The following is a 25,188-nucleotide window of genomic DNA, read 5'->3' as shown; positions in this document are numbered from 1 at the left end:
TTAAAGAAAGGTTAAAAGCAGCAGAAAAAATGGTGTTATGCAGCCGCTCTGGCAGCGACTGCGCAAAAGTCAGACAGGCTTAGTGGAGAAAATTGGGAGATGCATCATTATTCTCGGCGTCATCTTCCGCGCTATACAGCAGGTGATGTGCGTTGGCTTCCATCATTACCATGGAAATTTGCTCTTCGCTCAGGCGCATAAACCAGGCGAACTGCTTGAAGGAGAGCCCCGCGCCGGAGAATAAAGACTGGCAAACCACCAGCTTTGGCAGATTATCATCCTGTATGTCGAGAAACGCTTTCACCGTCAAAGAACTGGCGTTGATCGCTGACAGATCGGATGCCAGCGCCAGCAGCGCGGACGGCTTTACTTCAGCCAGCGCCGAGAACAGGATCACGTCGTTAATCAGATCGATTTTGGCATCAAAAATGCCGTCGAAATTTTGCATGTGAGGCAGATGCAGCGCCTGGCAGGAGTCGCATTCGAAGAAAGTAATACCGGCATCATCGAGCCATTGACGTAACGTATCCAGTGTAGGTACGACCTGTAAATCCATCGCAGTGCAGCCTCTTAAATAAAAACGTTGTCCAGATTACGCAAAAAGTGCGCGCCGATCCATTTAACCGCCCGTTTTCAGGCAAAATCCCGGCGTCGCATGGCGTTCAATCCATGCGATCATTTTACCTGCAATATCGACGCCTGTGGTTTTTTCCACCCCTTCCAGCCCCGGCGAGGCGTTAACTTCCATCACCAACGGCCCGCGGTCGGCACGCAGCAGATCGACCCCCGCCACGTCCAGGCCCAGCGTCTGCGCCGCTTTCACCGCAATCTCACGCTCGCGCTCGCTGATAAGGGCCACCCGTGCGATACCGCCGCGGTGAAGGTTAGAGCGAAAATCGCCCTCTTTCGCCTGCCGCTCTATAGCGGCCACCACTTCATTGCCCACCACAAAGCAGCGGATGTCGCACCCTTTAGCCTCTTTAATATACTCCTGCACCAGAATATGGGCATTCAGACCGCGAAACGCATCGATCACGCTTTCCGCCGCCTGACGCGTCTCCGCCAGTACCACTCCAATACCCTGCGTACCTTCCACCAGCTTAATGACCAGCGGCGCACCGCCCACCATATCGATTAAATCGCTGGTGTCGTCCGGGGAGTGGGCAATCCCGGTGACGGGCAGATCGATCCCCTGGCGCGCCAGCAGTTGCAGCGAGCGCAGCTTATCGCGGGCGCGGGAGATCGCCACGGACTCGTTGAGCGGATAACTTCCCAGCATTTCAAACTGGCGCAGCGCGGCCGTGCCGTAATAGGTGATCTGGGAGCCAATACGGGGAATTACCGCATCAAAATGCGGGAGTTTGCGGCCTTTGTAATGAATCGACGACGCCGCAGGGTCGATGTTCATATAGCAGGACATCGGATCGAGGATCTCAACCTGATGTCCGCGTTTCGCCGCCGCTTCTCGCAGGCGTTTACATGAATAGAGCGTTCCATCCCGGGACAATATGGCAATTTTCACCCTGCACCTCTCTAAAGACATGGTAAAAGCCTGCCTATCATACACGAGGAGCAGGAGGAATGGATTACCGCGTTGCCCAGCCCTGTTTGTGCAGGTAGTCGAGAATGAACGGGCGGTTCTCCTTGATGATGGTGCGACGAATATGGTCGCTCCAGGTGTCGCGGCGGTTGTTGCTGTCGCGCGTCAGATAGTAGTTCGCCAGCTCTTCATCGTATTGATGCAGAACGTCCTGGTCGACCGGCTGGTAGTGGTTTTCATGCACCAGCATCGCAGCAGGAATGCGCGGCTTCAGATCCGGGTTATCCGCCGGCCAGCCGAGGCACAGACCAAACAGCGGCAGCACGTGTTTCGGCAGCTTCAGCAGTTCCGTCACGCTTTCGATGTTGTTACGCAGCCCGCCAATATAGACGCCGCCAAGCCCCAGTGATTCCGCCGCCGTGAACGCGTTTTGCGCCATCAGTGCCGTATCCACTACGCCCAGCAGCAGCTGTTCCGCCAGCCCCAGCTCGGCCTCAGGGCATATTTGCAGGTGACGGTTAAAATCGGCGCAGAACACCCAGAACTCAGCCGCCTGGGCAACGTGCTTTTGTCCGCCCGTCAGCGTTACCAGCTGCTCACGCATCGCCGGATCGGTGATGCGGATAATGGAGCTGCACTGCAAAAAGCTGGAGCTGGAGGTGCCTCTTGCGCTGTCGATGATCGCGTCCCGCTGCGCCTGGGTAATCGGCTCATCGGTGAAATGGCGAATGGAACGGTGGGAACGAAGCAGGTCAATGGTTGGCGTCATTTTGTCTCTCTTTGTGTTGCGTAAAACGTATGGCAGCCAGTATAGGCAATGATCCACCTGATGTAATTGGCGAAACATAGCCTGACTGTATCAAAGTGACAGGTGAAACCTTCTTTCCATGACGGCAGGTTATCGTGCACTATAGGTGCTATTCGCCGTCAGGCTTGTTTTTTGAGGAGAGAGAAATGTTTGCAGTAATTTTTGGTCGTCCAGGATGCCCTTACTGTGTGCGCGCGAAAGAACTGGCAGAGAAACTGACTGAAGAGCGTGATGATTTCAACTTCCGTTATGTGGATATCCACGCGGAAGGCATCACTAAAGCCGATCTGGAAAAAACCGTGGGTAAACCGGTTGAAACCGTGCCGCAGATCTTCCTCGATCAGAAACACATCGGCGGCTGCACCGATTTTGAGGCCTACGCCAAAGAACACCTGGGCCTGTTTGCGGCTCAGTAATGCGAAGACGCCCTCACCCTGAGGGCGTTTTTATTTACGGTGCTTCCGCTGTTGCAGCAGGCTGCGCGTAAATAAGAAACAGAGCGCGCCCAGCGCACACCAGAAAACGCCACTCAGTAGCCACGCCACTTCCTGCCAGACGCTTCTCGACGAGAGAAACAGCACGCGCATCAGAAGCAGGCAGAGCGGGGCCGCAAGCATTGCCCCAATAAGCGGCATCACCACCTCGCCTTTACGTGAGAGAAAACCGGCTACTACCCCCGGCAGGATGAAGAACAACAGGCCCAGCTCGGGATGACCGGACGCTCTGAAGGCGCCTTTCACGTTAAAAGCGAGTGACATGCAAACGACCGTAAACAGCAAAAAACAGCTGATTACGCCAGCCCAGTTTCGTTTAAAGTTCAAACTATCCTCCTGACTTATCTCTATCAAATACAAAAATCGTCCGGTGGACGCCCAGTCAGATAAAGCAATGCGGCAATCCTTGCCAAAGCACGCACAGAAGTCGTGCGATAATAGGTGGCTGTCGGTAGCTATTACGATTAAACTAACCGACTGCTAGTGTTTAGGGTATTTATCAGGAAGCAGGGAGATGCAAAGTGATTCCCTGACTCTGAAAACAGTAGCCCAAATAGTCCTTTCATTCAACAACTTACTGGTAAACAAGAAGTTAGCCTCCGTGAATATAAACGTCGCAGACTTGTTAAATGGGAATTACATCCTGTTATTATTTGTGGTACTGGCGCTGGGCCTTTGTCTGGGTAAATTACGCCTGGGTTCAGTTCAACTTGGTAATTCCATTGGCGTTTTAGTCGTCTCCCTGTTATTAGGTCAACAACATTTCAGTATTAACACGGACGCGCTTAACTTAGGTTTCATGCTGTTTATTTTTTGCGTAGGCGTGGAAGCCGGTCCGAACTTTTTTTCCATTTTCTTCCGAGACGGCAAAAATTACCTGATGCTGGCGCTGGTGATGGTCGGCAGCGCCCTGCTGATTGCGTTAGGGCTGGGCAAGCTGTTTGGCTGGGACATCGGCTTAACGGCCGGTATGCTGGCAGGCTCGATGACCTCCACACCGGTGCTTGTCGGCGCGGGCGATACGCTTCGTCATTCTGGCATGGCCGGCACGCCGCTTTCCTCCGCGCTGGACAACCTGAGTCTGGGCTATGCCCTGACCTATCTGATTGGTCTGGTGAGCCTGATTGTTGGCGCGCGCTATCTGCCAAAACTTCAGCATCAGGATCTCCAGACCAGCGCCCAGACCATCGCCCGCGAGCGCGGCCTGGACACGGACTCCAAACGTAAAGTTTACCTGCCGGTGATCCGCGCCTACCGCGTCGGGCCGGAGCTGGTTGCCTGGACCGACGGGAAAAACCTGCGCGAGCTGGGGATCTACCGTCAGACCGGCTGCTACATCGAACGTATCCGTCGTAACGGCATTCTGGCAAACCCGGACGGTGACGCGGTGCTCCAGATGGGCGATGACATCGCCCTTGTTGGCTACCCGGACGCCCACGCGCGTCTCGATCCGAGTTTCCGTAACGGGAAAGAGGTGTTTGACCGCGACCTGCTGGACATGCGTATCGTCACCGAAGAGATTGTGGTGAAAAACCACAACGCCGTGGGCCGCCGTCTGGCACAGCTGAAGCTGACCGACCACGGTTGTTTCCTCAACCGCGTGATCCGCAGCCAGATTGAAATGCCTATCGACGATAACGTGGTGCTCAATAAAGGCGATGTGTTGCAGGTCAGCGGCGATGCCCGACGTGTTAAAACCGTTGCCGACCGTATCGGCTTTATCTCGATCCACAGCCAGGTGACGGACCTGTTAGCCTTCTGCGCCTTCTTCATTGTCGGCCTGATGATCGGGATGATCACCTTCCAGTTCAGCAACTTTAGCTTCGGCATTGGTAACGCAGCCGGTCTGCTGTTCGCAGGGATCATGCTGGGCTTCCTGCGAGCGAACCATCCCACCTTCGGCTATATCCCTCAGGGTGCGCTGAACATGGTGAAAGAGTTCGGTCTGATGGTCTTTATGGCGGGTGTCGGCTTAAGCGCCGGGAGCGGCATTGGCAACGGCCTGGGCGCGGTCGGCTGGCAAATGTTGGTTTCCGGACTTATCGTCAGCCTGGTACCGGTGGTGATCTGTTTCCTGTTCGGCGCCTACGTGCTGCGCATGAACCGCGCCCTGCTCTTCGGCGCGATGATGGGCGCGCGCACCTGCGCACCGGCGATGGAGATCATCAGCGACACCGCGCGCAGCAATATCCCGGCGCTGGGCTATGCAGGCACCTACGCCATCGCAAACGTGCTGTTGACGCTGGCAGGTACGCTGATCATCATTATCTGGCCAGGACTCGGATAAATCTCAAGTTTGCGTGTGGCGCAAAAAATTTTCGTTACGCGCAGAACTTTTTACGCAGGGTGCAGTCATAACTAGTGCCACTGCTTTTCTTTGATGTCCCCAATTTGTGGAGCCCATCAACCCCGCCATTTTTGGTTCAAGGTTGATGGGTTTTTTGTTGCCTGCTATTATAACCCCTTCTAATCAATCAGTTAGGAACTAACAATTGCGACTGTGGCGGCAAAGTGGCGACAGCGCTCTACTTCCCGTTCCTTAGGCCTGTATCATGTCATCAAAAAATCAATCCCAGTATTTTTCAATTGCTGTATACATCCCTGAGGAATTGAAGCAGACTTTTGTAGAAGAATGCAGTGTTGTCGGCATTGACGCCAAAAGAGTACAATGTTTCTCCTCCAATCCAGGCATATGTGAATATCTGAGCATTTTAGTTGAACGTGGGCAGAAGTTTGCGCCATACCTTCTTAAGGTACTGAACTTGTTGCAGTCAAAATCCAAAATAAGAATTGAAGTCGCAGCCGATAGAAAAATCATAGACTTACAAGGTGTAAGTGTTGATGATGCTCTAAAGTTGATTCAAGCTGCTGATGCCATTCGGGTAATTGACCAGCAAGAACCGGAAGATATGAACAGTGATTCCGCAAAACACACAATCTGACTAATTGAGAATTCCAGTGAACTATATAGATCAATTTTGTTTCTACCTTGTACACTCCTAGAAGAGCCTGCACAACATTATTTATGATATGTGGTGGAGTCCTATCCTTATGTATAACATTACCGCTTCTACATTTATGGCTAACGACTGCAATAAAACCGATAGCACAAAACTATGAAACTTATATTTTATTAATTTCACTTGTAATAGGTGTTTCATTAGGAATTGTTGTTTTCAGCATAGTTGATTTGATTGTATTAACAATCTATGAACACCTCATTTCTAAAAAGAAAAAATCCCAAAGTGAATTAAAAGCGATTAAGGAAAAGAATATACGTGACGAAGTAATATTTTCAAATCTTAAAACTGCTTACTTCCATCTCAGCATTGATAATATTAATATTATTAGAAGCTTAATCACATTCCCTTCCCTTAGCTTTCATAGCGAACATGAAGATGTAAAATTCCTTGAAAAATCAGGGTGGATTGAAGCGTTAACTTACATCAGTGATGAGGAGAAGGTATATCAACTTAATCAAACAATCAGGTTATATGCTGATGATAGATGGAACGAGGAAGTAAATTTCAACACGGATCATTTTCATAGCTTTGACGCAGAAACAGCTATAGCCATTATTAATGCCATGTCCGATGTAAAAATCAAGGCAGAATTAGATGAGTTCAACTTTTCATTTTATAAGAGCGACATTGAAAAATGTTTTGAAGTAAGTGAGCTTACCGAGACGCTTTACTCTTTAAGATTCAAAGAAAGATATGAAAAAAAGTTTTCCGAGCTACACCTCAAACCTTTCAGAAGTGAGCGATTATTTTCTATAAAGGTTCGTGAAAACATTCCAGATTTAGACATTCCTTTTTAGGGTAACAGTGATTTTTTAAAAGTTCCTAATTGTCACTTTTTTCAGTGCATAAATCTTCTCAATATGCTGTCTGGGCTTGTCCTGACTGACATACAAACATATCCATCTAAGAGGCAAATAAATACGGCTCTTGCTTCAAACACACTTAAATCCACCATCGCCCTTAATTATCAATAAGTTACCAAAGAAGCAAGAAATTTGTTATATATTCAAAAATGAAAAACACTGAAATTCTTTTCAACCTTTTCAGTTTTGGATTTCTGCTTAACCGCCAGCACTGGTGCGGCCAAGCGGTCTGGTTTGAAGAAAAATAAAACTGAAAAATTTTTATGATCCAAAAACCGCAGGTGGGTGCGGTGTAGTGCGATTTTGGTCTGCGAAAGATTTTTTTGGCCATGCTGTGACGCGCCAGCGCCCTGCTGGGGGCTCGATCTGCTTTAAGGGTGGCGCTAACTGCCTGAAAGGCTGGAATACGCCAGAGCGCTACTAGTTGCGCGTGGCAAAGTCTGTATGTGATGATATTTCTGTTGGATTTTGGAACGAGTCACTCAATGTTGAACTTATCTATTCGCACTAAAAGCTCGCCGATAAATCGCATATTGGTTAAAAAACATCAAGTCATTATCCTAAAAATACCCTGCTTTTCATGAACATGATCTGCTTTGAACTTCCATATTAGTTACAGATATACGCTGGAGCGGATAGAAACACTATGGAGGGGACAGGAATGCAGTTTTCAAGTTCAGTAATAGCAATGCCGGTCTTAGTGGATGCAGCAAAAAATCGCTCAATTGAGCTGAAGTGCGAGGTCAGTAAGCATGTACCATTCTGAAGAGATCATCCGCCAGCTTCAGAGCCAAAAGATACTGGCAATGAAGCTGGACCGGGCGGTACGTGATGTAGGTGAAGAGGTAAAGAGCCACCTGAATAATATAGGTGCCGGTGCCCAACGCCTGCTGTACTACACCTCCTGCTTTACTGATGAATATTACGATGTATGCACCCGACAAAACCTGGAGGACGCTCGATTCCGAAAGGGCATATTCCATCTCATTTCTCGCTGGAACATCGTCTTTGACCTAATCAACACGTACGTAGAGGAGCTGGTTAAGGATTATTCCCCGGCAGAATTATCAGCGATACAGCATGCTCTAATGCGCGCTAACGTTTATATATCCACCAGCACGCTAACCTCGTATTCATTCTCTGCAGGCGTCGCATCGACTGTTTGCCTCTATGTGACCCTTCCACCTTCAGGGTTAAAGGTCGTTTCAGGATTAACGGGCGCGGCTATTGGAGGGCTGGGGATATACGGGGTTGTGCAAAAAGCTGCTGACAGCGCTCATCGCCTGCAAGTGATGCATCCCGCCTACTATCAAGCGTTATACCTGCAAGAACTGGAGATGATGTATTTCCTGGTGGAGCCTGCTTTTATGCGCGCGGGCGTGCTAACCCAGCAATGGACTGACAGTCAAAGCCCTTATGATGCTGCTGACACGATCCTGAAGCTAATGGGTAGACACTGATGGGCTTTTTAAGACGCTGGTTCAAATCTCAGGCTCAGTTTTTCTTCTGGACCTATGTCCCGATCATCCTCACGTTCATTTTTGGCTATGTCCTTGACGTTTACTTCCCTGAGGTTAGCCAGGGATTCATCCTCCTGTTTTACCTGGTAACACTGGGACTGGCTTACTGGATATGGCATTGAGGAACATCAATGCGTTACGCTTACTAATAAGGAAATTACATGTCTACACCCGCACACCTATGGCTAGAAGACGAGAACGGTTCGCCGATTATCGGTAGCTGCATGATGCCCACGCGTCTTGGTTCCATAGAGCTAAAATCGTTCTCCCACGGTGTAACCATTCCGGTTGATCCAAGCTGGGGTAAACTCACCGGCACGCGCGTCCATCGCCCTATTACGATAGTTAAAGAATTTGATCAGACTACCCCGCTTCTTTACCGCGCCGTGTGCGAAGGGAGAGTTATGAAGAAGGGGATCATTAAGATGTACCGCATTCTGGAGTCCGGGATCGAGGCCGAATATTTCAATATCGTGATGGAAAACGTTAAGTTCACGACAGTGGCACCCTTCATGACCCCTAACGGGATGAGCAGCACCCATCTTGAAACGCTCGAATTGCGTTACGAAGCAATCTCATGGAAGTACACGGAGGGGAATATCATTTACCGTGACACCTGGAACGATCGCTGCTGCGCCTGAGCACAGAAGAGCGTTGAAAGTGAGCAGATATAAAGAAACCGTCCCCCTGGGGCGGTTTCTTTCCCATGACTATCAGGAGTAGTCCGGACAAGCCATAAAGACTATTTTGACCTTAGCGAGTCCTCCAGTCGCTTTTTTATCCTTCCTGCTATCTCCTTCTTCTCTCCTTTACTACAATCACATATGATTTAATGCATATGAAACAAAACATTCAGGATGACAGAATGCTCCACCCGCTCCAGCTCTTCAAAACCCTCTCCGACGAAACGCGGCTCTCCATCGTCATGCTGCTCCGTGAAGCAGGAGAATTGTGCGTCTGCGATCTCTGCGCCGCGACCACCGAGCCGCAGCCGAAAGTCTCGCGCCATATGGCCTTACTGCGCGAGGCAGGGCTGGTCATCGATCGTCGTGAGGGTAAATGGATCTACTACCGTCTCTCTCCCAACATGCCCGCGTGGGCGGCAACCGTTATCGATAACAGCTGGAACTGCCTGCGAGAAGAGACACGTATGAAGCTGAAAAACCGCCTCCCGGGCTCGTGCTGACCAAAACACATTCACAAAAACAGATATAACGGAGTAAAAGATGTTTCTGGCAGGGGCTATTTTTCTGTTTACGCTGGTACTGGTTATCTGGCAGCCCAAAGGGCTCAGTATCGGCTGGAGTGCCACCATTGGCGCCGCGCTGGCGCTGGCGAGCGGTGTGATCCACGTTAACGATATTCCGGTGGTCTGGAACATCGTCTGGAATGCGACGGCCACGTTTATCGCGGTAATCTTTATCAGTTTGCTGCTGGATGAGTCCGGCTTTTTCGAGTGGGCGGCGCTGCACGTTGCTCGCTGGGGAAACGGTCGCGGGCGGTTGCTGTTTACCTGGATCGTGCTGCTGGGTGCGGCCGTGGCGGCGCTGTTCGCCAATGACGGTGCGGCATTGATCCTGACGCCTATCGTTATCGCCATGCTGCTGGCGCTGGGGTTCAGCAAGCAGGCCACGCTGGCGTTCGTGATGGCGGCGGGATTTATCGCCGATACCGCCAGCCTGCCGCTGATTGTCTCCAACCTGGTCAACATCGTCTCAGCGGACTTCTTTAAGCTGGGCTTTAGCGAATACGCCTCGGTGATGATCCCGGTTGATATCGCTGCGATTGCCGCAACGCTGGTGATGCTGCATCTGTTCTTCCGAAATGAAATCCCCCCCGAATATGACCTGGCAAAACTCCGCGAGCCTGCTTTGGCCATTCACGACCTGCCAACGTTCAGAACGGGCTGGATCGTGCTGCTGCTACTGCTCGTCGGTTTCTTTGTGCTTGAACCTCTGGGTATCCCGGTCAGCGCTATCGCAACAACTGGCGCGCTGATTTTGTTTGCCGTTGCTAAACGCGGGCACGCCATTAACACCGGAAAAGTGCTGCGCGGCGCGCCGTGGCAAATTGTTATCTTCTCGCTGGGGATGTATCTGGTGGTGTATGGCCTGCGCAACGCCGGGCTGACGGAGTCTCTTTCAGGCGTTCTTGATTACTTAGCCGGGTACGGACTCTGGGTCACCACGCTGGGAACCGGATTTATCACCGCCTTCCTGTCATCCATAATGAACAATATGCCAACGGTGCTGATTGGCGCGCTCTCCATTGAGGGTAGTGCTGCAACAGGGTTGGTTAAAGAGGCGATGATTTACGCTAACGTGATTGGCTGCGATTTGGGGCCGAAAATTACCCCCATCGGGAGCCTGGCTACCCTGCTATGGCTTCATGTGCTGGCACAGAAAAACATGACTATTACCTGGGGCTACTATTTCAGGACGGGCATCATAATGACGCTGCCAGTTCTCTTTGTGACGCTTGCCGCGCTGGCGCTACGTCTCTCCTTCACACTGTAATGAGTAACGGATATGAGCCATATCACTATCTACCACAACCCGGCCTGCGGCACGTCGCGCAATACGCTGGAGATGATCCGCAACAGCGGTACGGAACCCGAAATTATTCTCTATCTTGAGAACCCACCGTCGCGTGATGAACTGACAAGGCTGATTGCAGATATGGGGATTTCCATAGGCGATCTGCTGCGCAAAAACGTCGAGCCTTATGAGCAACTGGGCCTTTCACAGGGACATTTCACCGACGACCAGCTTATCGATTTCATGCTGCAATACCCTATTCTGATTAACCGTCCGATTGTGGTGACGCCGCTGGGTACCCGGCTGTGCCGCCCTTCTGAAGTCGTTCTCGACATCCTTCCGGACGCGCAAAAAGGGGCATTTACGAAGGAAGATGGCGAAGTCGTCGTTGACGCCAGCGGGAAAAAAATCTCCTGACATCAGGCGTGGCCGGGGCGAGCGCTATCAGACGGTATCCTCGCCTGCAATCCGCCCCACCATCACCCGGATCTCCTCCCGGGTTAACGGCGACCGGTCGGTTACAAAATGCAGCGTCATCCCCTCGATAAACGCATCCAGCGCACGGGCGGTGGCCGAATCAAACCACTGCTCAAGCGTAGTCTGGCTCATCTTCATCCAGTCCTGCATCACCGTTTTCAGCGCGGCGCTGCGGTGCATAAACGCGTATAACTGATACATCAGCGCCATATTGTGTGGCGTGGTCACGGCTGAACTGTGGATCAGCGTGGTAATGGCCTCGCACGCCCTCTCCCACCCGGTCACCCCCGCGAAGAAATCCCGGTACTGCTGAGACATCTGCTGCGTAAACCACGTGAAGGCCTCCTCCAGAAGCGACTCCATCCCGTCGAAATAGTAGGTCATCGACCCCAGCGGCACGCCTGCGCAGGTGGCAATTTTGCGGTGCGTGACGGCATGAATACCGTGCTCAGCAATGGTGTCCAGCGTCGCCTGGAGTATCTTCTCGCGGCGGTTAGGGTCGTTCGGTGGTCTGCTCATAAAATCCTCATCCAGTTTGTGTACAAATGTACACAAAGTTGCTAGTGTTGTCGCTATTGTTGTACTTCTGGTGCTGATCCCAATGACGCTAACTTCTCCTCGCAAAGCCCTGCATCTGCGCATGTGGGCGCTGTTTATGTTCTTCTTCATCCCCGGGCTGCTGATGGCTTCCTGGGCAACGCGCACCCCGGCAATCCGCGATACGCTGTCCGTCTCGACGGCGGAGATGGGGATCGTGCTGTTTGGCCTGTCGATTGGCTCGATGAGCGGCATCCTCTGCTCGGCCTGGCTGGTGAAGCGCTTTGGCACGCGCGCGGTGATTCGCACCACCATGTGCTGCGCCGTGGTGGGAATGCTCGGTCTGAGCGTGGCGCTGTGGTTCGCCTCGCCGCTGATGTTTGCCCTTGGGCTGATGGTATTTGGCGGCAGCTTTGGTGCGGCGGAAGTGGCCATTAACGTCGAGGGGGCCGCCGTCGAACAGGCGATGAACAAAACGGTGCTGCCGATGATGCATGGCTTTTACAGCCTCGGCACGCTGGCGGGCGCGGGCGTGGGGATGGCGCTGACGGCGCTGGGCATTGCGGCCAATGTGCACATTTTGCTGGCGGCGCTGGTCTGCATTATCCCGATCCTCACCGGCATCAGGGCTATTCCCGCAGGCACAGGACAACACGCCACGGACGAACAGAAGACTGCGGCAAAAGGGTTGCCCTTTTATCGTGATTTCCAGCTAATGCTGATTGGCGTGGTGGTGCTGGCGATGGCGTTTGCTGAAGGCTCGGCCAACGACTGGCTACCGTTGCTGATGGTGGACGGGCACGGATTTAGCCCCACCTCCGGCTCGCTGATCTACGCCGGGTTTACGCTCGGCATGACCGTCGGACGCTTTACCGGGGGCTGGTTTATCGACCGTTACAGCCGCGTGGCTGTCGTCCGTGCCAGCGCCCTGCTGGGCGGGCTGGGCATCGCGATGATTATCTTTGTGGATGTGGACTGGATTGCCGGCGTGTCGGTGATCCTGTGGGGACTGGGCGCCTCCCTTGGCTTCCCGCTGACCATTTCCGCTGCCAGCGATACCGGCCCCGACGCGCCGACGCGCGTGAGCGTCGTGGCGACCACGGGCTACCTCGCTTTCCTGGTGGGCCCGCCGCTGCTTGGATTCCTCGGTGAGCACTACGGGTTACGCAGCGCGATGCTGGTGGTATTAGGGTTAGTCATTATTGCCGCCCTGGTGGCGCGAGCGGTGGCAAAACCGGAAGCAGTAACAACGTCAATGGAGAAGGGATATGAGCGTTAAACTGATTGCAGTCGACATGGATGGCTCCTTCCTGAGCGATGCGAAAACCTATAACCGCGCGCGTTTTCTGGCGCAGTACGCGCGCATGAAAGCGCAAGGCATCCGTTTTGTGGTCGCCAGCGGAAACCAGTACTACCAGCTGATCTCATTTTTCCCGGAGATCGCCCATGAAATTGCCTTCGTCGCCGAAAACGGCGGCTGGGTGGTAGATGCGGGCGAAGACGTGTTTAACGGCGAACTGTCGAAAGAGCATTTTCTGACCGTCGCCACCCTGTTAAACGACGTGCCCGGCATTGAGATAATTGCCTGCGGAAAAAACAGCGCCTACACGCTGAAAACGTATAACGACCTCTTCAAAGCGATTGCTGCGAAATACTATCACCGCCTTGAAAGCGTCAGCAGCTTTGACAACCTCAACGATATTTTCTTCAAATTCGGGCTTAACGTCTCTGACGACGAAATTCCGCGCATTCAGGCGCTGCTGCATGAGAAGCTTGGCGACATCATGGTGCCGGTGACCACGGGACACGGCAGTATCGACCTGATTATCCCCGGCGTACACAAAGCTAACGGCCTGCGGATCCTGCAAGCGCGCTGGGGCATTGAGGACAGTGAAGTGGTGGCCTTTGGCGACAGCGGTAACGACGTGGAGATGTTGCGCCAGGCTGGGTTTGGCTTCGCGATGGCCAATGCCAGACCGCACATTAAGGCGGTGGCCCGCTATGAAGCGCCGAACAATAATGACGAAGGGGTGCTGGACGTAATTGATAGGGTGCTGGACGGGGAGGCGCCGTTTAATTGATTCCGTGCGCTCTGGTGCCCTCATCCTAACCCTCTCCCACAGGGCTGAGGGTTCCCCACAAAATAATGCCTGCACAGACGGCCCCCTCTCCCTTGAGGAAGAGGGCTGGGGTGAGGGGGAACATACGGCTCTGGTGGTCATTCCGTTCACTTTATGTTCCTTGCTACTCTGTAGCGACATGAGCGGTGAACGTGCCAGGGTGGCTCAGTCGCCACCACCCTGGCGACCCGGGCTCCCGGCGGAAAATCGCCGCTTCGCGGTGCCTTCGGCTTATTCCTTCCGGCTTATCGGGGACGGGCGGAGGTAACATCCCTGTAAAGCCCGCCCTCTCGGCGCATACCTGCGCCTCGCCCCGGCCTACAGGAAACGCCTCAGCGATTTACAGCCGGACCGAGGCATCGCTGAAAGCCCTCAGTTATTCTGAGGCAACGTTATCGCTTTTGCTTTCAAATTACTGGGGATCCCTCAGCCCACAGGGAGAGGGAACTGTCCCGAGCTCGCCCACGGGGGAGAGGGAATAAGGATTACGGTTGCAGCGCGTTTCCGACGCGTTTGTCCTTCAGGAACACCACCATCAGACCTACCCACAGCACACCGTTTGCGAGATTGAACAGGCTGAAGAGCCCGTTTCCGCCAAACGCATAAGCATGCTTGCTCACCTCAATTCCGACGGTGAAAATCAGCATTTGCAGCATCCCCATCGCGGCAGAGACCGTGCCTTTACTCATTTCACTGGCGAACAGCGTCAGGCGTACCAGACCGGCATTCGCCACGCCGATACCAAACGCGTAAATGCTCAGCCCCGCCGTCATCCACAGGTACGCATGAGACGAGGCTACGGTCGCCACCGCCGCAATAATCAGCCCTGCCGCTATGGGCCAACCGCCCATAATAATCAGCGAACGCACGGTACGGCGTGACGTCAGACGCGCCAGCACCAGGTTACCGATAATCAGCGCGCCAAAAATCGGCACCTGTAACAGGCCATACTCATAGCTGCTAAGCTGTTCGCCGCTGATGATAATGACCGGCGACTGGGCAATCCACGCCAGCAGCGGCAGGCTGACAAAGCCCGTCGCCAGCGCGCCCGCGACGAAACGGCCATTTTGCAGCACCGCCTTATAGTCACGCCCCAGCTCTTTAAGCGAGAGCTTTTCGCCCAGGCGGGTGGCGGTCTCCGGCATCGCACGGTGCAGACCAAAGAAAGAGATGGCCGCAAGCGCGGCAAAGAGCACGAACATCCCTTCCCACGGCGCGACGTGGACCCATGCGGCCCCCACCAGCGGCCCCAGAAGCGGTGCAATCAGCGCCACGTTCGCCATCAGCGCGGTAATTTTGATACATACCGCCTCCTCAAACGACTCCTGAATAGCGGCGTAGCCCACGGCACCAATAAAGCACAGGCTCACGCCCTGAAGAAAACGCAGCAACGTGAACTGCTCAATGTTCTGCGCCAGCAGCGTGGCGAGACAGGTGACGATAAACCATACCACGCCCGTCAGCATCACCGGGCGGCGGCCAATACGATCCGACAGCGGCCCTAAAAGCCACTGTAAAAACATGCCGCCCGCGAGATAGGCGGTCATCGATGTAGGTACCCACTCAATACCTGCGTTGTACTGCTCAACCACAGCCAGCATGCCTGGCTGGATCATGTCGTTGCCGATGTAGGTAGAGAATTCGTAAAGCACCAGACACAGAGGAAAAAGTAACGCCTGACGACCCAGACGATTACCGGAAGAAGAACGGTTTATCATGCAATCTCTTTAATATGAAAAAATCGCGATGAGTGTAATGAATTGCCGCTGTCTGAGATAGCAAATTAACGTGAAAAAACAGAAATAACGCACTTATCGTTGTTGTTTAAGGTTTCCTTAAGTTGCCCTCCTTATGATAGTGCTATTTCACGTTATTGACCGAAACTATGACACACGCCGTCAGCCCTTCAGAATTATCTAAGTTACCGACAAATAAGACAAAACGCCTTTACCGTTTGTCTGCCCGCTTTTATGGTTATCAGCTTTTCGTGCTGATCGTCCTTGCGCTGCTTTTTACCTGGCTTTCGCGCGATGAATCGCTTGACCGATGGATCACCGGCTTCTGGTATGACGCGGCGACGCATCATTTCCCGCTACAGCAAAATCCGCTGCTGGATCTGCTCAACCATCGGCTGGCGAAATATGTGGCCATTGCCCTGGCCGTCATCGCGCTGGTTTACGGGGCTTACAGACGCAATGCCCGGCTGGTGACGGCCGCGCTTCTGATGGGTCTGGGCGCGCTCGTTGTAGGAGCCCTGAAAAGCATGAGCCACCACAGCTGTCCGTGGGATCTGGTGGAGTATGGCGGCAAAGCCGTCTCGTATCCCCTGTTCAGCGCGATTCCGGCAGACAGCGGACCGGGACGCTGCTTTCCCGGCGGCCACGCCTCAAGCGGGTTTATGGTGATGGGGCTGTTTTTTGCCTTCTGGCGTGAACGTCCACGCCTGGCCTGGACCTTTGTCGCGTTGGGCGTTGTTATGGGGCTGCTGATGGGATTCGGGCAGGTCATGCGCGGCGCGCATTTTTTCTCTCACAACCTGTGGGCCGGGTGGTGGGTCTGGTTTTCCCAGGTGCTGGTTTACGGGCTGGTTTCCGCCTGGTTTGCTAAAGAGTAACGAGATTATGTTAGAAAATCTGAACTACGAACTGTTTTACCTGCTCAACGCCACGCCGTCGTCACCGGAATGGATGATCGATCTCGCCACCTTCATTGCGAAAGATGTGATCAGCATTGTACCGGCGCTGGCGGTGATCCTCTGGTTATGGGGACCTCGTACACAGGTCACCGCCCAGCGCCATCTGGTGATCAAAATGGCGATGGCGATCGGCGTCAGCGTGCTGGCAAGCTACGTGCTGGGCCACGCCTTCCCACACGATCGTCCGTTTGTCGATCGCGTCGGCTACAACTTCCTGCACCATGCGCCGGACGACTCGTTCCCGAGCGATCACGGCACGGTGATCTTCACCTTTGCGCTGGCCTTCCTGTTCTGGCATCGCCTGTGGTCCGGCGTAGTGCTGATGGGCGTGGCGGTCGCCATCGCCTGGTCCCGCGTCTACCTGGGCGTGCACTGGCCGCTGGATATGGTCGGCGGTTTCCTGGTGGGGCTGATGGGCTGCGTCAGCGCAGCCATCCTGTGGAGCCTCTTTGGTCCGGCGCTTTATCGTGGATTATCACAGGCCTATCGCGTTCTGTTTGCCCTTCCGATCCGCAAAGGCTGGATACGTGACTAACCCCGGTCCGTCAGGTTACACTTGAGCCCCCGCCCTGCGGGGGCTCACTTTTTTAGCCCGAGGATCTATGGAAACACGTCGCGATGACCGCATTGCTCAGCTGCTCCAGGCGCTGAAGCGCAGCGATAAGCTGCATCTTAAGGAAGCCGCTACCCTGCTTGGCGTGTCTGAAATGACCATTCGTCGCGATCTGAACAGCGACAGCGCCCCCGTTGTGCTGCTTGGCGGGTATATTGTTCTGGAGCCGCGTAGCGCCAGCCATTATCTGTTAAGCGATCAAAAAACACGCCTGGTGGAGGAGAAGCGCAAAGCCGCGCGGCTCGCCGCCTCGCTGGTGCAGCCGCATCAAACGCTGTTTTTTGACTGCGGTACGACAACCCCGTGGATCATCGAGGCCATCGACAGCACCGTTCCGTTTACCGCCGTCTGTTATTCGCTAAACACCTTCCTTGCCTTGCAGGAGAAACCGGCGTGCCGGGTGATTTTGTGTGGCGGCGAATTTCATGCCAGCAACGCCATTTTCAAACCGCTGAATATTCAGGACACGCTGAGCAATGTATGCCCGGATATCGCCTTTTACTCTGCGGCGGGCGTGAATGTGAAACAGGGGGCAACCTGTTTTAATCTTGAAGAGTTACCGGTGAAACAGTGGGCGCTCAACGCCGCACAGCAGCATGTGCTGGTGGTTGATCACAGTAAATTTGGCAAGGTCCGTCCGGCAAGGATGGGTGAACTGTCGCGATTTGACGCCATCGTCAGTGATTGCCGCCCGGATGACGAGCTGGTGGCATACGCGAAAGCGCAGCAGGTGAAGTTGATGTATTGAGGTTATGCCGGGTGGCGGCTTCGCCTTACCCGGCCTACAACGGCTCGAACGTAGGCCGGGTAAGCGCAGCGCCACCCGGCAAAAACTTAGCTGAACCAGCTGCCAAACCAGCCGTGGAATTTCATTAACACAAAGTCCCATATCCGGCTGAAGAAGCCGCCCTCTTCCACCGCTTCCATTACCACCAGCGGACGCTGCTCAATGGATTTGCCGTTAAGCTGGAAATCTATCGTCCCGACCACCTGGCCTTTTTTTAACGGCGCGGTCAGCTGTGGCTCGGTCAGGGTATAGCTCGCTTTCAGGTTTTTCAGCTGGCCGCGTGGAATGGTGACGGACCCCGCTTCACCTGCCCCCAGGTTTACTTCACTTTTATCACCAAACCAGACGCGCTGGCTGACGAAGGTGGCGTCCGGCTTAATCGGCGTGACGGTTTCAAAGAAGCGGAAACCCCAGGTCAGCAGTTTTTCTGACTCGTTAAAACGAATGCGGTCGGTTTTCGTGCCCAGCACCACCGAGATCAGGCGCATATCGCCCTGCGTCGCAGAAGCCACCAGGTTGTATCCGGCCCCGGCAGTTGTACCGGTTTTCATGCCGTCCACGTTAACGTTACTGCTCCAGAGCAGGCGGTTACGGTTAGGCTGGCGAATATTATTGAAGGTAAACTCTTTCTCTTTATGGATGGCGTACTCATCCGGAACGTCATGGATCAGCGCTTTGCCCAGCAGCGCCATATCGCGCGCGGTGCTGAACTGACCCGGCGCATCCAAGCCGTGAACGGTTTTAAAGGTGGTATTGGTCAGACCCAGTTTTTTCGCGTAGCCATTCATCAGCCCAATAAACGAGTCCTGACTGCCCGCGACGTAATCGGCCAGCGCAATACAGGCATCATTTCCCGACTGAATAATGACCCCTTTATTCAGATCGGAAACGGAGACCTGATCACCGGGCTTCAGGAACATCACGGACGAGCCGCGCAGCGCCGGGTTACCGGTCGCCCAGGCATCTTTCCCGACGGTGACCATGTCATTCAGCTTGATCTTGCCCGCTTTTAACGCCTGGCCGACCACATAGCTGGTCATAATTTTCGTCAGGCTCGCCGGGTCGAGTTTTTCGTCGGCGTTACCTTCCGCCAGCACTTTCCCGCTGGCGTAATCCATCAGGATCCAGGCGCGCGCATCAACAGGCGGCGCTTCGGGCGCTGTCTGTTCCGCCGCATGAAGCGTTGGGGCAAAAAGGAAAAGCAGCGCCGAGCCTGCCGCCAGGCTGCGCAGAGAAGAAGTTTTTTGCGTCATAAATGCCACCCGAGTGTCCATTCTAAAAATCACGTCACAATCACCGTGTCGCAAGAAGCGATGAGTAATAGCGCACTACAGCCTTCAAAGAAACCTGTTCCAGGTAAAGTTTTTAAAGTTTATGCAATAACATTCAGATACGCTTTGATTGCGGGGTTTTTTTTAGCATCTGTTGCGTAATTGTTAGGTTTATCTCACCATGGCGAAAAGCTGACTCGGATTCACATCTCATCGGGAGTAAATATGATTACGCTGTGGGGCAGGAACAATTCGACTAACGTGAAGAAAGTGCTCTGGACGCTGGAGGAGCTGGATTTACCGTTCAACCAAATTATGGCTGGCATGGCGTTCGGCGTGAATAAAGACGCCGACTATCTGGCGATGAACCCAAACGGGCTGGTGCCGTTGCTGCGCGATGACGAGACAGACGCCACGCTGTGGGAGTCCAATACCATTGTGCGTTATCTTGCCGCGCAGTACGGCCAGGGTCGCCTGTGGGTTGAAAATCCGGCCCAGCGCGCGCAGGGCGAAAAATGGATGGACTGGGCAAACCAGACGCTTTCCCCCACGCACCGCGTGATCCTGATGGGGCTTATCCGTACGCCGGAAGCCGATCGTGATTATCCCGCCATTCATGCCGCCCAGGATGCGTGTGAGTCGCTGTTTGCGATGATGGACGACGAACTGGCGAAGCATACCTGGTTCTCCGGCGACACGTTCGGCGTGGGCGATATCGCCGTCGCCCCCTTCGTCTGGAACCTCACTAACATGGGTCTCAGCTGGACCCCGCGCCCTCACCTTGAGCGCTGGATCCAGCAGCTCAGCGAGCGCCCGGCGTATCGCAACGTGGTGATGATCCCGGTGACCTGATTACGACCCGGACGGGCTGACTTTCCAAAGCTGCCCGTCCGTCTCGTCGGTCAGCACGTACAGATAACCATCCGGCCCGACGCGCACATCGCGGATACGCTGATCTTTATCCCCAAGAATTCGCCCATCCTCCGTCACGCTATTGCCCTTCACGCTCAGCACGATGACGTCTTTCTCCTTCAGCGCGCCGATAAACAGCTTGTTTTTCCACTGCGGGAAGACGTCGCTGTTGTAGAACGCCATGCCGCTGACGGCGGGCGACACTTTCCAGACAAACAGCGGTTTTTCAGTGCCCTCAACGTGCTCGCCTTTCGCTTCCGGGATTTTCAGCCCGCTGTAATTGATCCCGTGCGTCGCCAGGGGCCAGCCGTAGTTTTTGCCCTTCTCAGGAATGTTAATCTCATCCCCACCGCGTGGTCCGTGTTCGTTGAGCCACAGCGTGTCACTCCACGGGTTCATCGCCATTCCCTGCGGGTTGCGAATGCCATAGGACCAGATTTCCGGGCGCGCTCCGGCGGTGTTCACAAACGGATTATCCGGTGGCACTTTTCCGTCCTCCGTCAGGCGCACCACCTTGCCCTGAAGCTTGTCCAGATCCTGCGCCGTCGGGCGCTGGTTGTTTTCACCCAGGCCAATAAAGAGATGGCCTTTGCCGTCGAACACCAGCCGTCCGCCAAAGTGGTTGCCGGTAGAGAGCTTCGGCATCTGTCGGAACACCACCTGGAAGCCCTCAATGCGCGAAAGGTCATCGCTCAACCGCCCGTAGCCCACGGCGGTACCCGCTTTGCCATCATTACCTGCCTCGGCGAAGCTGAGCCAGACCCGCCGTGACTGTGCAAAATCCGGGGCCAGCGCGACGTCCAGCAGTCCGCCCTGGCCGCTCGCCCACACTTTCGGCACGCCGACAATCGGATCGGAGAGCCCTTTTCCTGCCTGCCAGTGCTTAAGCTGCCCGTCTTTGAGCGTGATGAGCAGCCCCTTGTTATCTGGCAGAAACGCCAGCGACCAGGGGTGATCCAGTTTTGTCTGTAGCACGTCGACCTTAACCGTCTCAGGCGCTGCAAGCAGTGAAAGCGGGAATAACAAGACTGGAAGGAAAATCAGCGAGGATCGAGGCATAACGCACTCCTTTATCGACATATGGCTTAAAGATTAGCCACTGTTCCCGGGTGCGTTACCACTTTTACAAAAGCTTAATCAGAAGGGGGAGTTGCCTCCCCCGGGTTCAGTGCCGGGCAAGCGTTTCCGGCTTGTTCAGACACATGATGCAAAGCGCGAGCGTGGTCAGGCAGTTTTCAAGCTTCTCCGCGTTAACGGCAATAAAATTCGGGCAGTCGTGACGTCCGTTCATCAAACAGACTCCGGCGATGGAGAGCACCTCGGCGGCGCGGCGCAGCGCCACTAATTCGCTTTCAGCGCAGTGCGCTTTCAGGATGGGTGCTTTTTCACGCATGAAATTGCAAAGTTCAAAGAAGTTATCACGCAGATTTTCGCTTTCGCTGACTGACATATACCCTTTCGCCTTGCGGAGTTGCAGATATGCAGCCAGGTCGATTCGGGCGTTGATCAGCTTGTTAAGCAGATCGCGTTTCAGTCTGTCAACGGACATGCTATTCCTCCTCTGTCAGCCATGTTACCTCATTAAGAATAAGGTCATTTTTTGTACAATGTAATGCCTGGGATCAATAAACGATAACTGATTAACATTCTTTACAATGTTACAACGATTGCCGGCCTCAACTGCGCCATCAAGAGTGTATAAATCCCCTGCGATACGCTGTAAAATCCCGCCCTGATAACTCCATAATTGATGAATTTTTAACCTATGAGCAATGTTACGCACCCGCCGAAAATCGGCTTTGTCTCCCTGGGCTGCCCGAAGAACCTGGTGGACTCCGAACGCATCCTGACTGAACTTCGCACTGAAGGCTATGACGTGGTGCCAAGCTACGACAACGCCGACATGGTGATCGTCAACACCTGCGGCTTTATCGACAGCGCGGTTCAGGAATCCCTGGAAGCCATTGGTGAAGCCCTGACGGAAAACGGCAAAGTGATTGTGACCGGCTGCCTGGGCGCAAAAGAAGACCAGATCCGTGAAGTGCACCCGAAGGTGCTGGAGATCACCGGTCCACATAGCTACGAGCAGGTGCTGGAACATGTTCATCACTACGTCCCCAAACCAAAGCACAACCCGTTCCTGAGCCTGGTGCCGGAACAGGGCGTGAAGCTGACGCCGCGCCACTACGCCTACCTGAAAATTTCCGAAGGCTGCAACCATCGCTGCACCTTCTGCATCATCCCGTCGATGCGTGGCGATCTGGTGAGCCGTCCGATTGGCGAGGTGCTGGCAGAAGCCAAACGCCTGGCCGACGCGGGCGTGAAGGAGCTGCTGGTCATCTCCCAGGACACCTCCGCCTACGGCGTGGACGTTAAACACCGTTCCGGTTTCCACAACGGCGAGCCAGTGAAAACCAGCATGGTCGGCCTGTGCGAGCAGCTGGCTAAGCTCGGGATCTGGACGCGCCTGCACTACGTCTATCCTTACCCGCACGTTGACGATGTGATCCCGCTGATGGCGGAAGGCAAAATCCTGCCGTACCTGGATATCCCGCTACAGCATGCCAGCCCGCGCATTCTGAAGCTGATGAAACGTCCTGGCTCCGTTGACCGCCAGCTGGCGCGCATCAAGCAGTGGCGTGAGATCTGCCCGGATCTTACCCTGCGCTCCACCTTTATTGTCGGCTTCCCGGGTGAAACCGAAGAAGATTTCCAGATGCTGCTCGACTTCCTGAAAGAGGCGCGTCTGGATCGCGTCGGCTGCTTCAAGTACAGCCCGGTTGAAGGCGCAACGGCCAACGAGCTGGCGGACCAGGTACCGGAAGAGGTCAAAGAGGAGCGCTGGAACCGCTTTATGCAGCTGCAACAGCAGATCTCTGCTGAACGCTTGCAGGAGAAAGTGGGCCGCGAAATTCTGGTGATTATCGACGAAGTGGACGAAGAAGGCGCGATTGGCCGCAGCATGGCGGATGCGCCTGAAATCGACGGCGCGGTGTACCTGAACGGCGAAACCAACGTCAAGCCGGGCGATATTATTCGCGTGAAGGTCGAAAACGCCGACGAGTATGATTTGTGGGGCAGCCGGGTTTAATCTCCCCACGCCTCTGTTCCAGGCCGGGTAAGGCGTCGCCGCCACCCGGCACATTCCACAGCACTACCCTTTTATCCGCGGATCCAGCGCGTCGCGCAGCCCATCCCCCAGCAAATTAAACGCCAGCACGGTCAGGAAAATCGCCAGGCTCGGGAAGATCGCCACGTGTGGCGCAATCACCATATCCGCCCGCGCCTCGTTCAGCATCGCGCCCCACTCCGGCGTCGGCGGCTGTGCGCCTAACCCCAGAAACGACAGGCTGGCCGCCGAGATAATCGACACGCCTATGCGCATGGTGAAATAGACCACGATAGACGAGACCGTTCCCGGCAGAATATGGCTGAACAGGATGGTGGCATCGCTGGCTCCCATGCTGCGCGCCGACTCGATAAAGGTCTGCTGCTTCAGCACCAGCGTGTTGCCACGTACCAGACGCGCGAAAGCGGGAATCGAGAATACCGCCACGGCGATGATGACGTTCGCCATGCCGCTGCCCATCACCGCCACCACGGCAATCGCCAGCAGAATACCGGGAAAGGCAAACAGCACATCGCAGATACGCATGATGATGCGGTCCCACCAGCCTTCGTAGTACCCGGCCACCAGCCCCAACACGGTGCCAATTGCTGCGCCCATCAGCACCGCAAAGACCCCGGCCGCCAGCGAGATCTGCGCCCCTACCAGCACGCGGCTGAAAATATCGCGCCCGAGCGAGTCCACGCCAAACCAGTGCATCATCGACGGTCCATCGTTCAGCCGGTCGTAATCGAAGTAGTTTTCCGCATCAAACGGGGCTAACCAGGGGGCGATAATCGCCACCAGGATCAGCAGTAACACAAACAACCCGGCGACCATAGCGACGGGCTGACGACGGAATCGACGCCAGAACTCAATCCACGGGGTGCGAATATGGTCCGGCCTGATCCCCGGCATAGCGTTTAAAATGGCCTGGCGACGCCAGTTCAGTAATCGCATCTTACTTATACCTGATGGCCGGGTTAATGGCGGCGTACAGCACATCCACCACTAAGTTGATAAGAATAAACTCCAGCGAGAAAAGCAGGACTTCAGCCTGAATGACCGGATAGTCACGCATATCGACCGAGTCGACCAGCAGGCGCCCCAGCCCCGGCCAGTTAAAGACCTTCTCAACCACAATAGAGCCGCCCAGCAGGAAGCCGAACTGTAGCCCCATCATCGTGACCACCGGTATCATCGCATTACGAAAACCATGCTTCAGAATGACCCATTTCTCACTCACCCCTTTTGCCCGCGCGGTGCGAATGTAATCTTCGCTCAGCACGTCGACAAACGAGGCGCGGGTAAACCGAGCCATCACCGCCGCAACGGCCGCGCCAAGCGTCATAGAGGGAAGAATGTAGTGCTTCCAGGTGTCGGCCCCGACGGTCGGCAACCAGCCCAGCTCAACGGAGAAAATCTGCATCAGTAGCATGCCCAGCGCAAACGCCGGGAAAGAGATGCCGGTGACCGCCAGCGCCATACCGAGCTTATCCGGCCAGCGGTTGCGCCAGACGGCGGCGACAATCCCCGCTCCCAGGCCAAACACTACCGCCCAGCTCATACTGGCAATCGTTAACCAGAAGGTAGGCATAAAGCGGCTGGCAATCTCCTCCGACACCGGACGACGCGACACCATTGAGATGCCGAAATCGCCCTGAAGGACATTGCCAATGTAACGCAGAAATTGCCTGTACAGCGGCTGGTCAAGACCGAGCTGTTTACGCACCAGTTCAATAACCGTCGCATCCGCTTCCGGTCCGGCAATCAAACGCGCTGGATCGCCGGGCAGCATATGGACAAACAAAAACACCAGCACGGCCACAATCAGCAGCGTCGGGATAAGCCCCAGCAGGCGTTTACACACATAATTCAGCATGAG

Annotated in this window: 27 protein-coding genes; 16 read left to right on the top strand and 11 right to left on the bottom strand. The window is 54.5% G+C overall.

Annotated features, from left to right (window positions below; all coding sequences use genetic code 11):
* Positions 1-79 precede the first annotated feature (79 nt).
* The 3 genes from ACOTZD_RS10960 to nfsA all read right to left on the bottom strand — a co-directional run bounded on the left by ACOTZD_RS10960 (position 80) and on the right by nfsA (position 2,309).
* Positions 80-556, bottom strand: coding sequence for a YbjN domain-containing protein (locus ACOTZD_RS10960; protein ID WP_003858385.1), 477 nt, complete (start codon positions 554-556; stop codon positions 80-82).
* 63 nt (positions 557-619) lie between these two features.
* A complete protein-coding gene (gene rimK / locus ACOTZD_RS10955; RefSeq protein WP_032608931.1) occupies positions 620-1,522 on the bottom strand; it encodes a 30S ribosomal protein S6--L-glutamate ligase in 903 nt (300 codons plus the stop codon).
* A 64-nt stretch (positions 1,523-1,586) separates the two neighbouring features.
* On the bottom strand, positions 1,587-2,309 hold the full coding sequence (gene nfsA, locus ACOTZD_RS10950; RefSeq protein ID WP_003858388.1) for a nitroreductase NfsA: 723 nt from the start codon (positions 2,307-2,309) through the stop codon (positions 1,587-1,589).
* A gap of 185 nt (positions 2,310-2,494) precedes the next feature.
* Here nfsA and ACOTZD_RS10945 point away from each other — a divergent pair, with 185 nt between their 5' ends.
* Positions 2,495-2,764: a GrxA family glutaredoxin gene (locus ACOTZD_RS10945; RefSeq protein ID WP_006809455.1), complete on the top strand. Its 270-nt coding sequence runs from the start codon at positions 2,495-2,497 to the stop codon at positions 2,762-2,764.
* A 30-nt stretch (positions 2,765-2,794) separates the two neighbouring features.
* On the opposite strand, the gene ACOTZD_RS10940 is transcribed toward ACOTZD_RS10945, so the two are convergent.
* The gene (locus ACOTZD_RS10940; RefSeq protein ID WP_017384878.1) at positions 2,795-3,169 is read right to left on the bottom strand and encodes an inner membrane protein YbjM; all 375 of its coding nucleotides are present in this window, start codon (positions 3,167-3,169) and stop codon (positions 2,795-2,797) included.
* Between the two features lie 274 nt (positions 3,170-3,443).
* On the opposite strand from ACOTZD_RS10940, the gene ACOTZD_RS10935 reads away from it, so the two are divergent.
* The 8 genes from ACOTZD_RS10935 (at position 3,444) to arsC (ending at position 11,202) form a co-directional block, all read left to right on the top strand.
* The gene (locus tag ACOTZD_RS10935; protein WP_032610193.1) at positions 3,444-5,129 is read left to right on the top strand and encodes an aspartate:alanine antiporter; all 1,686 of its coding nucleotides are present in this window, start codon (positions 3,444-3,446) and stop codon (positions 5,127-5,129) included.
* A gap of 265 nt (positions 5,130-5,394) precedes the next feature.
* Positions 5,395-5,784, top strand: a complete 390-nt coding sequence (locus tag ACOTZD_RS10930; protein WP_045898218.1) for a hypothetical protein — start codon at positions 5,395-5,397, stop codon at positions 5,782-5,784.
* Positions 5,785-5,867: 83 nt separating this feature from the next.
* A complete protein-coding gene (locus tag ACOTZD_RS10925; RefSeq protein WP_174402387.1) occupies positions 5,868-6,662 on the top strand; it encodes a hypothetical protein in 795 nt (264 codons plus the stop codon).
* Positions 6,663-7,480: 818 nt separating this feature from the next.
* The gene (locus tag ACOTZD_RS10920; protein ID WP_032657854.1) at positions 7,481-8,188 is read left to right on the top strand and encodes a hypothetical protein; all 708 of its coding nucleotides are present in this window, start codon (positions 7,481-7,483) and stop codon (positions 8,186-8,188) included.
* A 221-nt stretch (positions 8,189-8,409) separates the two neighbouring features.
* Complete coding sequence (locus ACOTZD_RS10915) at positions 8,410-8,889, top strand: Hcp family type VI secretion system effector (protein ID WP_023305768.1); 480 nt, start codon at positions 8,410-8,412, stop codon at positions 8,887-8,889.
* A 224-nt stretch (positions 8,890-9,113) separates the two neighbouring features.
* Entirely contained in the window at positions 9,114-9,434 is a 321-nt protein-coding gene (locus tag ACOTZD_RS10910) for a metalloregulator ArsR/SmtB family transcription factor (protein WP_171853839.1), read from the top strand.
* A gap of 40 nt (positions 9,435-9,474) precedes the next feature.
* Positions 9,475-10,764 (top strand): arsenic transporter, encoded by a 1,290-nt coding sequence (locus ACOTZD_RS10905; protein WP_421636275.1) that lies wholly within the window; start codon positions 9,475-9,477, stop codon positions 10,762-10,764.
* Positions 10,765-10,776: 12 nt separating this feature from the next.
* Entirely contained in the window at positions 10,777-11,202 is a 426-nt protein-coding gene (gene arsC / locus ACOTZD_RS10900) for a glutaredoxin-dependent arsenate reductase (protein WP_022650684.1), read from the top strand.
* Between the two features lie 27 nt (positions 11,203-11,229).
* On the opposite strand, the gene ACOTZD_RS10895 is transcribed toward arsC, so the two are convergent.
* Complete coding sequence (locus tag ACOTZD_RS10895) at positions 11,230-11,781, bottom strand: TetR/AcrR family transcriptional regulator (protein ID WP_174402027.1); 552 nt, start codon at positions 11,779-11,781, stop codon at positions 11,230-11,232.
* Positions 11,782-11,863: 82 nt separating this feature from the next.
* Here ACOTZD_RS10895 and ACOTZD_RS10890 point away from each other — a divergent pair, with 82 nt between their 5' ends.
* Both ACOTZD_RS10890 and ACOTZD_RS10885 read left to right on the top strand, forming a co-directional pair.
* Positions 11,864-13,078 carry an MFS transporter gene (locus ACOTZD_RS10890; protein WP_174402026.1) on the top strand — a complete coding sequence of 405 codons (1,215 nt, stop codon included), beginning with the start codon at positions 11,864-11,866 and terminating at the stop codon, positions 13,076-13,078.
* A complete protein-coding gene (locus ACOTZD_RS10885) occupies positions 13,068-13,880 on the top strand; it encodes a Cof-type HAD-IIB family hydrolase (protein WP_048243673.1) in 813 nt (270 codons plus the stop codon). Before ACOTZD_RS10890 ends, ACOTZD_RS10885 begins: the two co-directional genes overlap by 11 nt.
* Positions 13,881-14,404: 524 nt before the next feature.
* On the opposite strand, the gene ACOTZD_RS10880 is transcribed toward ACOTZD_RS10885, so the two are convergent.
* Complete coding sequence (locus ACOTZD_RS10880; RefSeq protein ID WP_022650680.1) at positions 14,405-15,637, bottom strand: MFS transporter; 1,233 nt, start codon at positions 15,635-15,637, stop codon at positions 14,405-14,407.
* 167 nt (positions 15,638-15,804) lie between these two features.
* On the opposite strand from ACOTZD_RS10880, the gene ACOTZD_RS10875 reads away from it, so the two are divergent.
* The 3 genes from ACOTZD_RS10875 to deoR all read left to right on the top strand — a co-directional run bounded on the left by ACOTZD_RS10875 (position 15,805) and on the right by deoR (position 17,975).
* Positions 15,805-16,533 carry a phosphatase PAP2 family protein gene (locus ACOTZD_RS10875; protein WP_174402025.1) on the top strand — a complete coding sequence of 243 codons (729 nt, stop codon included), beginning with the start codon at positions 15,805-15,807 and terminating at the stop codon, positions 16,531-16,533.
* A gap of 7 nt (positions 16,534-16,540) precedes the next feature.
* Positions 16,541-17,149 carry an undecaprenyl-diphosphate phosphatase gene (ybjG, locus tag ACOTZD_RS10870; RefSeq protein WP_003858405.1) on the top strand — a complete coding sequence of 203 codons (609 nt, stop codon included), beginning with the start codon at positions 16,541-16,543 and terminating at the stop codon, positions 17,147-17,149.
* Positions 17,150-17,216: 67 nt separating this feature from the next.
* Complete coding sequence (deoR, locus tag ACOTZD_RS10865) at positions 17,217-17,975, top strand: DNA-binding transcriptional repressor DeoR (RefSeq protein ID WP_022650678.1); 759 nt, start codon at positions 17,217-17,219, stop codon at positions 17,973-17,975.
* Between the two features lie 86 nt (positions 17,976-18,061).
* On the opposite strand, the gene dacC is transcribed toward deoR, so the two are convergent.
* Complete coding sequence (gene dacC, locus ACOTZD_RS10860) at positions 18,062-19,267, bottom strand: serine-type D-Ala-D-Ala carboxypeptidase (protein ID WP_022650677.1); 1,206 nt, start codon at positions 19,265-19,267, stop codon at positions 18,062-18,064.
* Positions 19,268-19,510: 243 nt separating this feature from the next.
* On the opposite strand from dacC, the gene ACOTZD_RS10855 reads away from it, so the two are divergent.
* Positions 19,511-20,137 (top strand): glutathione S-transferase family protein, encoded by a 627-nt coding sequence (locus ACOTZD_RS10855; RefSeq protein WP_003858411.1) that lies wholly within the window; start codon positions 19,511-19,513, stop codon positions 20,135-20,137.
* Here ACOTZD_RS10855 and ACOTZD_RS10850 read toward each other — a convergent pair whose 3' ends face one another.
* Together ACOTZD_RS10850 and bssR are read right to left on the bottom strand one after the other, a co-directional pair.
* Positions 20,138-21,256 carry a PQQ-dependent sugar dehydrogenase gene (locus ACOTZD_RS10850; protein ID WP_022650676.1) on the bottom strand — a complete coding sequence of 373 codons (1,119 nt, stop codon included), beginning with the start codon at positions 21,254-21,256 and terminating at the stop codon, positions 20,138-20,140.
* A 106-nt stretch (positions 21,257-21,362) separates the two neighbouring features.
* Entirely contained in the window at positions 21,363-21,746 is a 384-nt protein-coding gene (bssR, locus tag ACOTZD_RS10845; RefSeq protein WP_032620009.1) for a biofilm formation regulator BssR, read from the bottom strand.
* 216 nt (positions 21,747-21,962) lie between these two features.
* On the opposite strand from bssR, the gene rimO reads away from it, so the two are divergent.
* Entirely contained in the window at positions 21,963-23,288 is a 1,326-nt protein-coding gene (gene rimO / locus ACOTZD_RS10840) for a 30S ribosomal protein S12 methylthiotransferase RimO (protein ID WP_022650675.1), read from the top strand.
* A 63-nt stretch (positions 23,289-23,351) separates the two neighbouring features.
* Here the strand turns inward: rimO and gsiD are convergent, their stop codons facing one another.
* Together gsiD and gsiC are read right to left on the bottom strand one after the other, a co-directional pair.
* On the bottom strand, positions 23,352-24,263 hold the full coding sequence (gene gsiD / locus ACOTZD_RS10835) for a glutathione ABC transporter permease GsiD (RefSeq protein ID WP_003858425.1): 912 nt from the start codon (positions 24,261-24,263) through the stop codon (positions 23,352-23,354).
* Between the two features lies 1 nt (position 24,264).
* Positions 24,265-25,185, bottom strand: coding sequence for a glutathione ABC transporter permease GsiC (gsiC, locus tag ACOTZD_RS10830; protein WP_006809475.1), 921 nt, complete (start codon positions 25,183-25,185; stop codon positions 24,265-24,267).
* Positions 25,186-25,188 lie beyond the last annotated feature (3 nt).

It is taken from the genome of Enterobacter cloacae complex sp. SHL022, from assembly GCF_049237785.1.
GTDB classification, from domain to species: domain Bacteria; phylum Pseudomonadota; class Gammaproteobacteria; order Enterobacterales; family Enterobacteriaceae; genus Enterobacter; species Enterobacter hormaechei_C.
The sequence above is the reverse complement of the archived record's forward strand: the minus strand, read 5'-3'. Positions and strand labels throughout refer to the sequence as shown.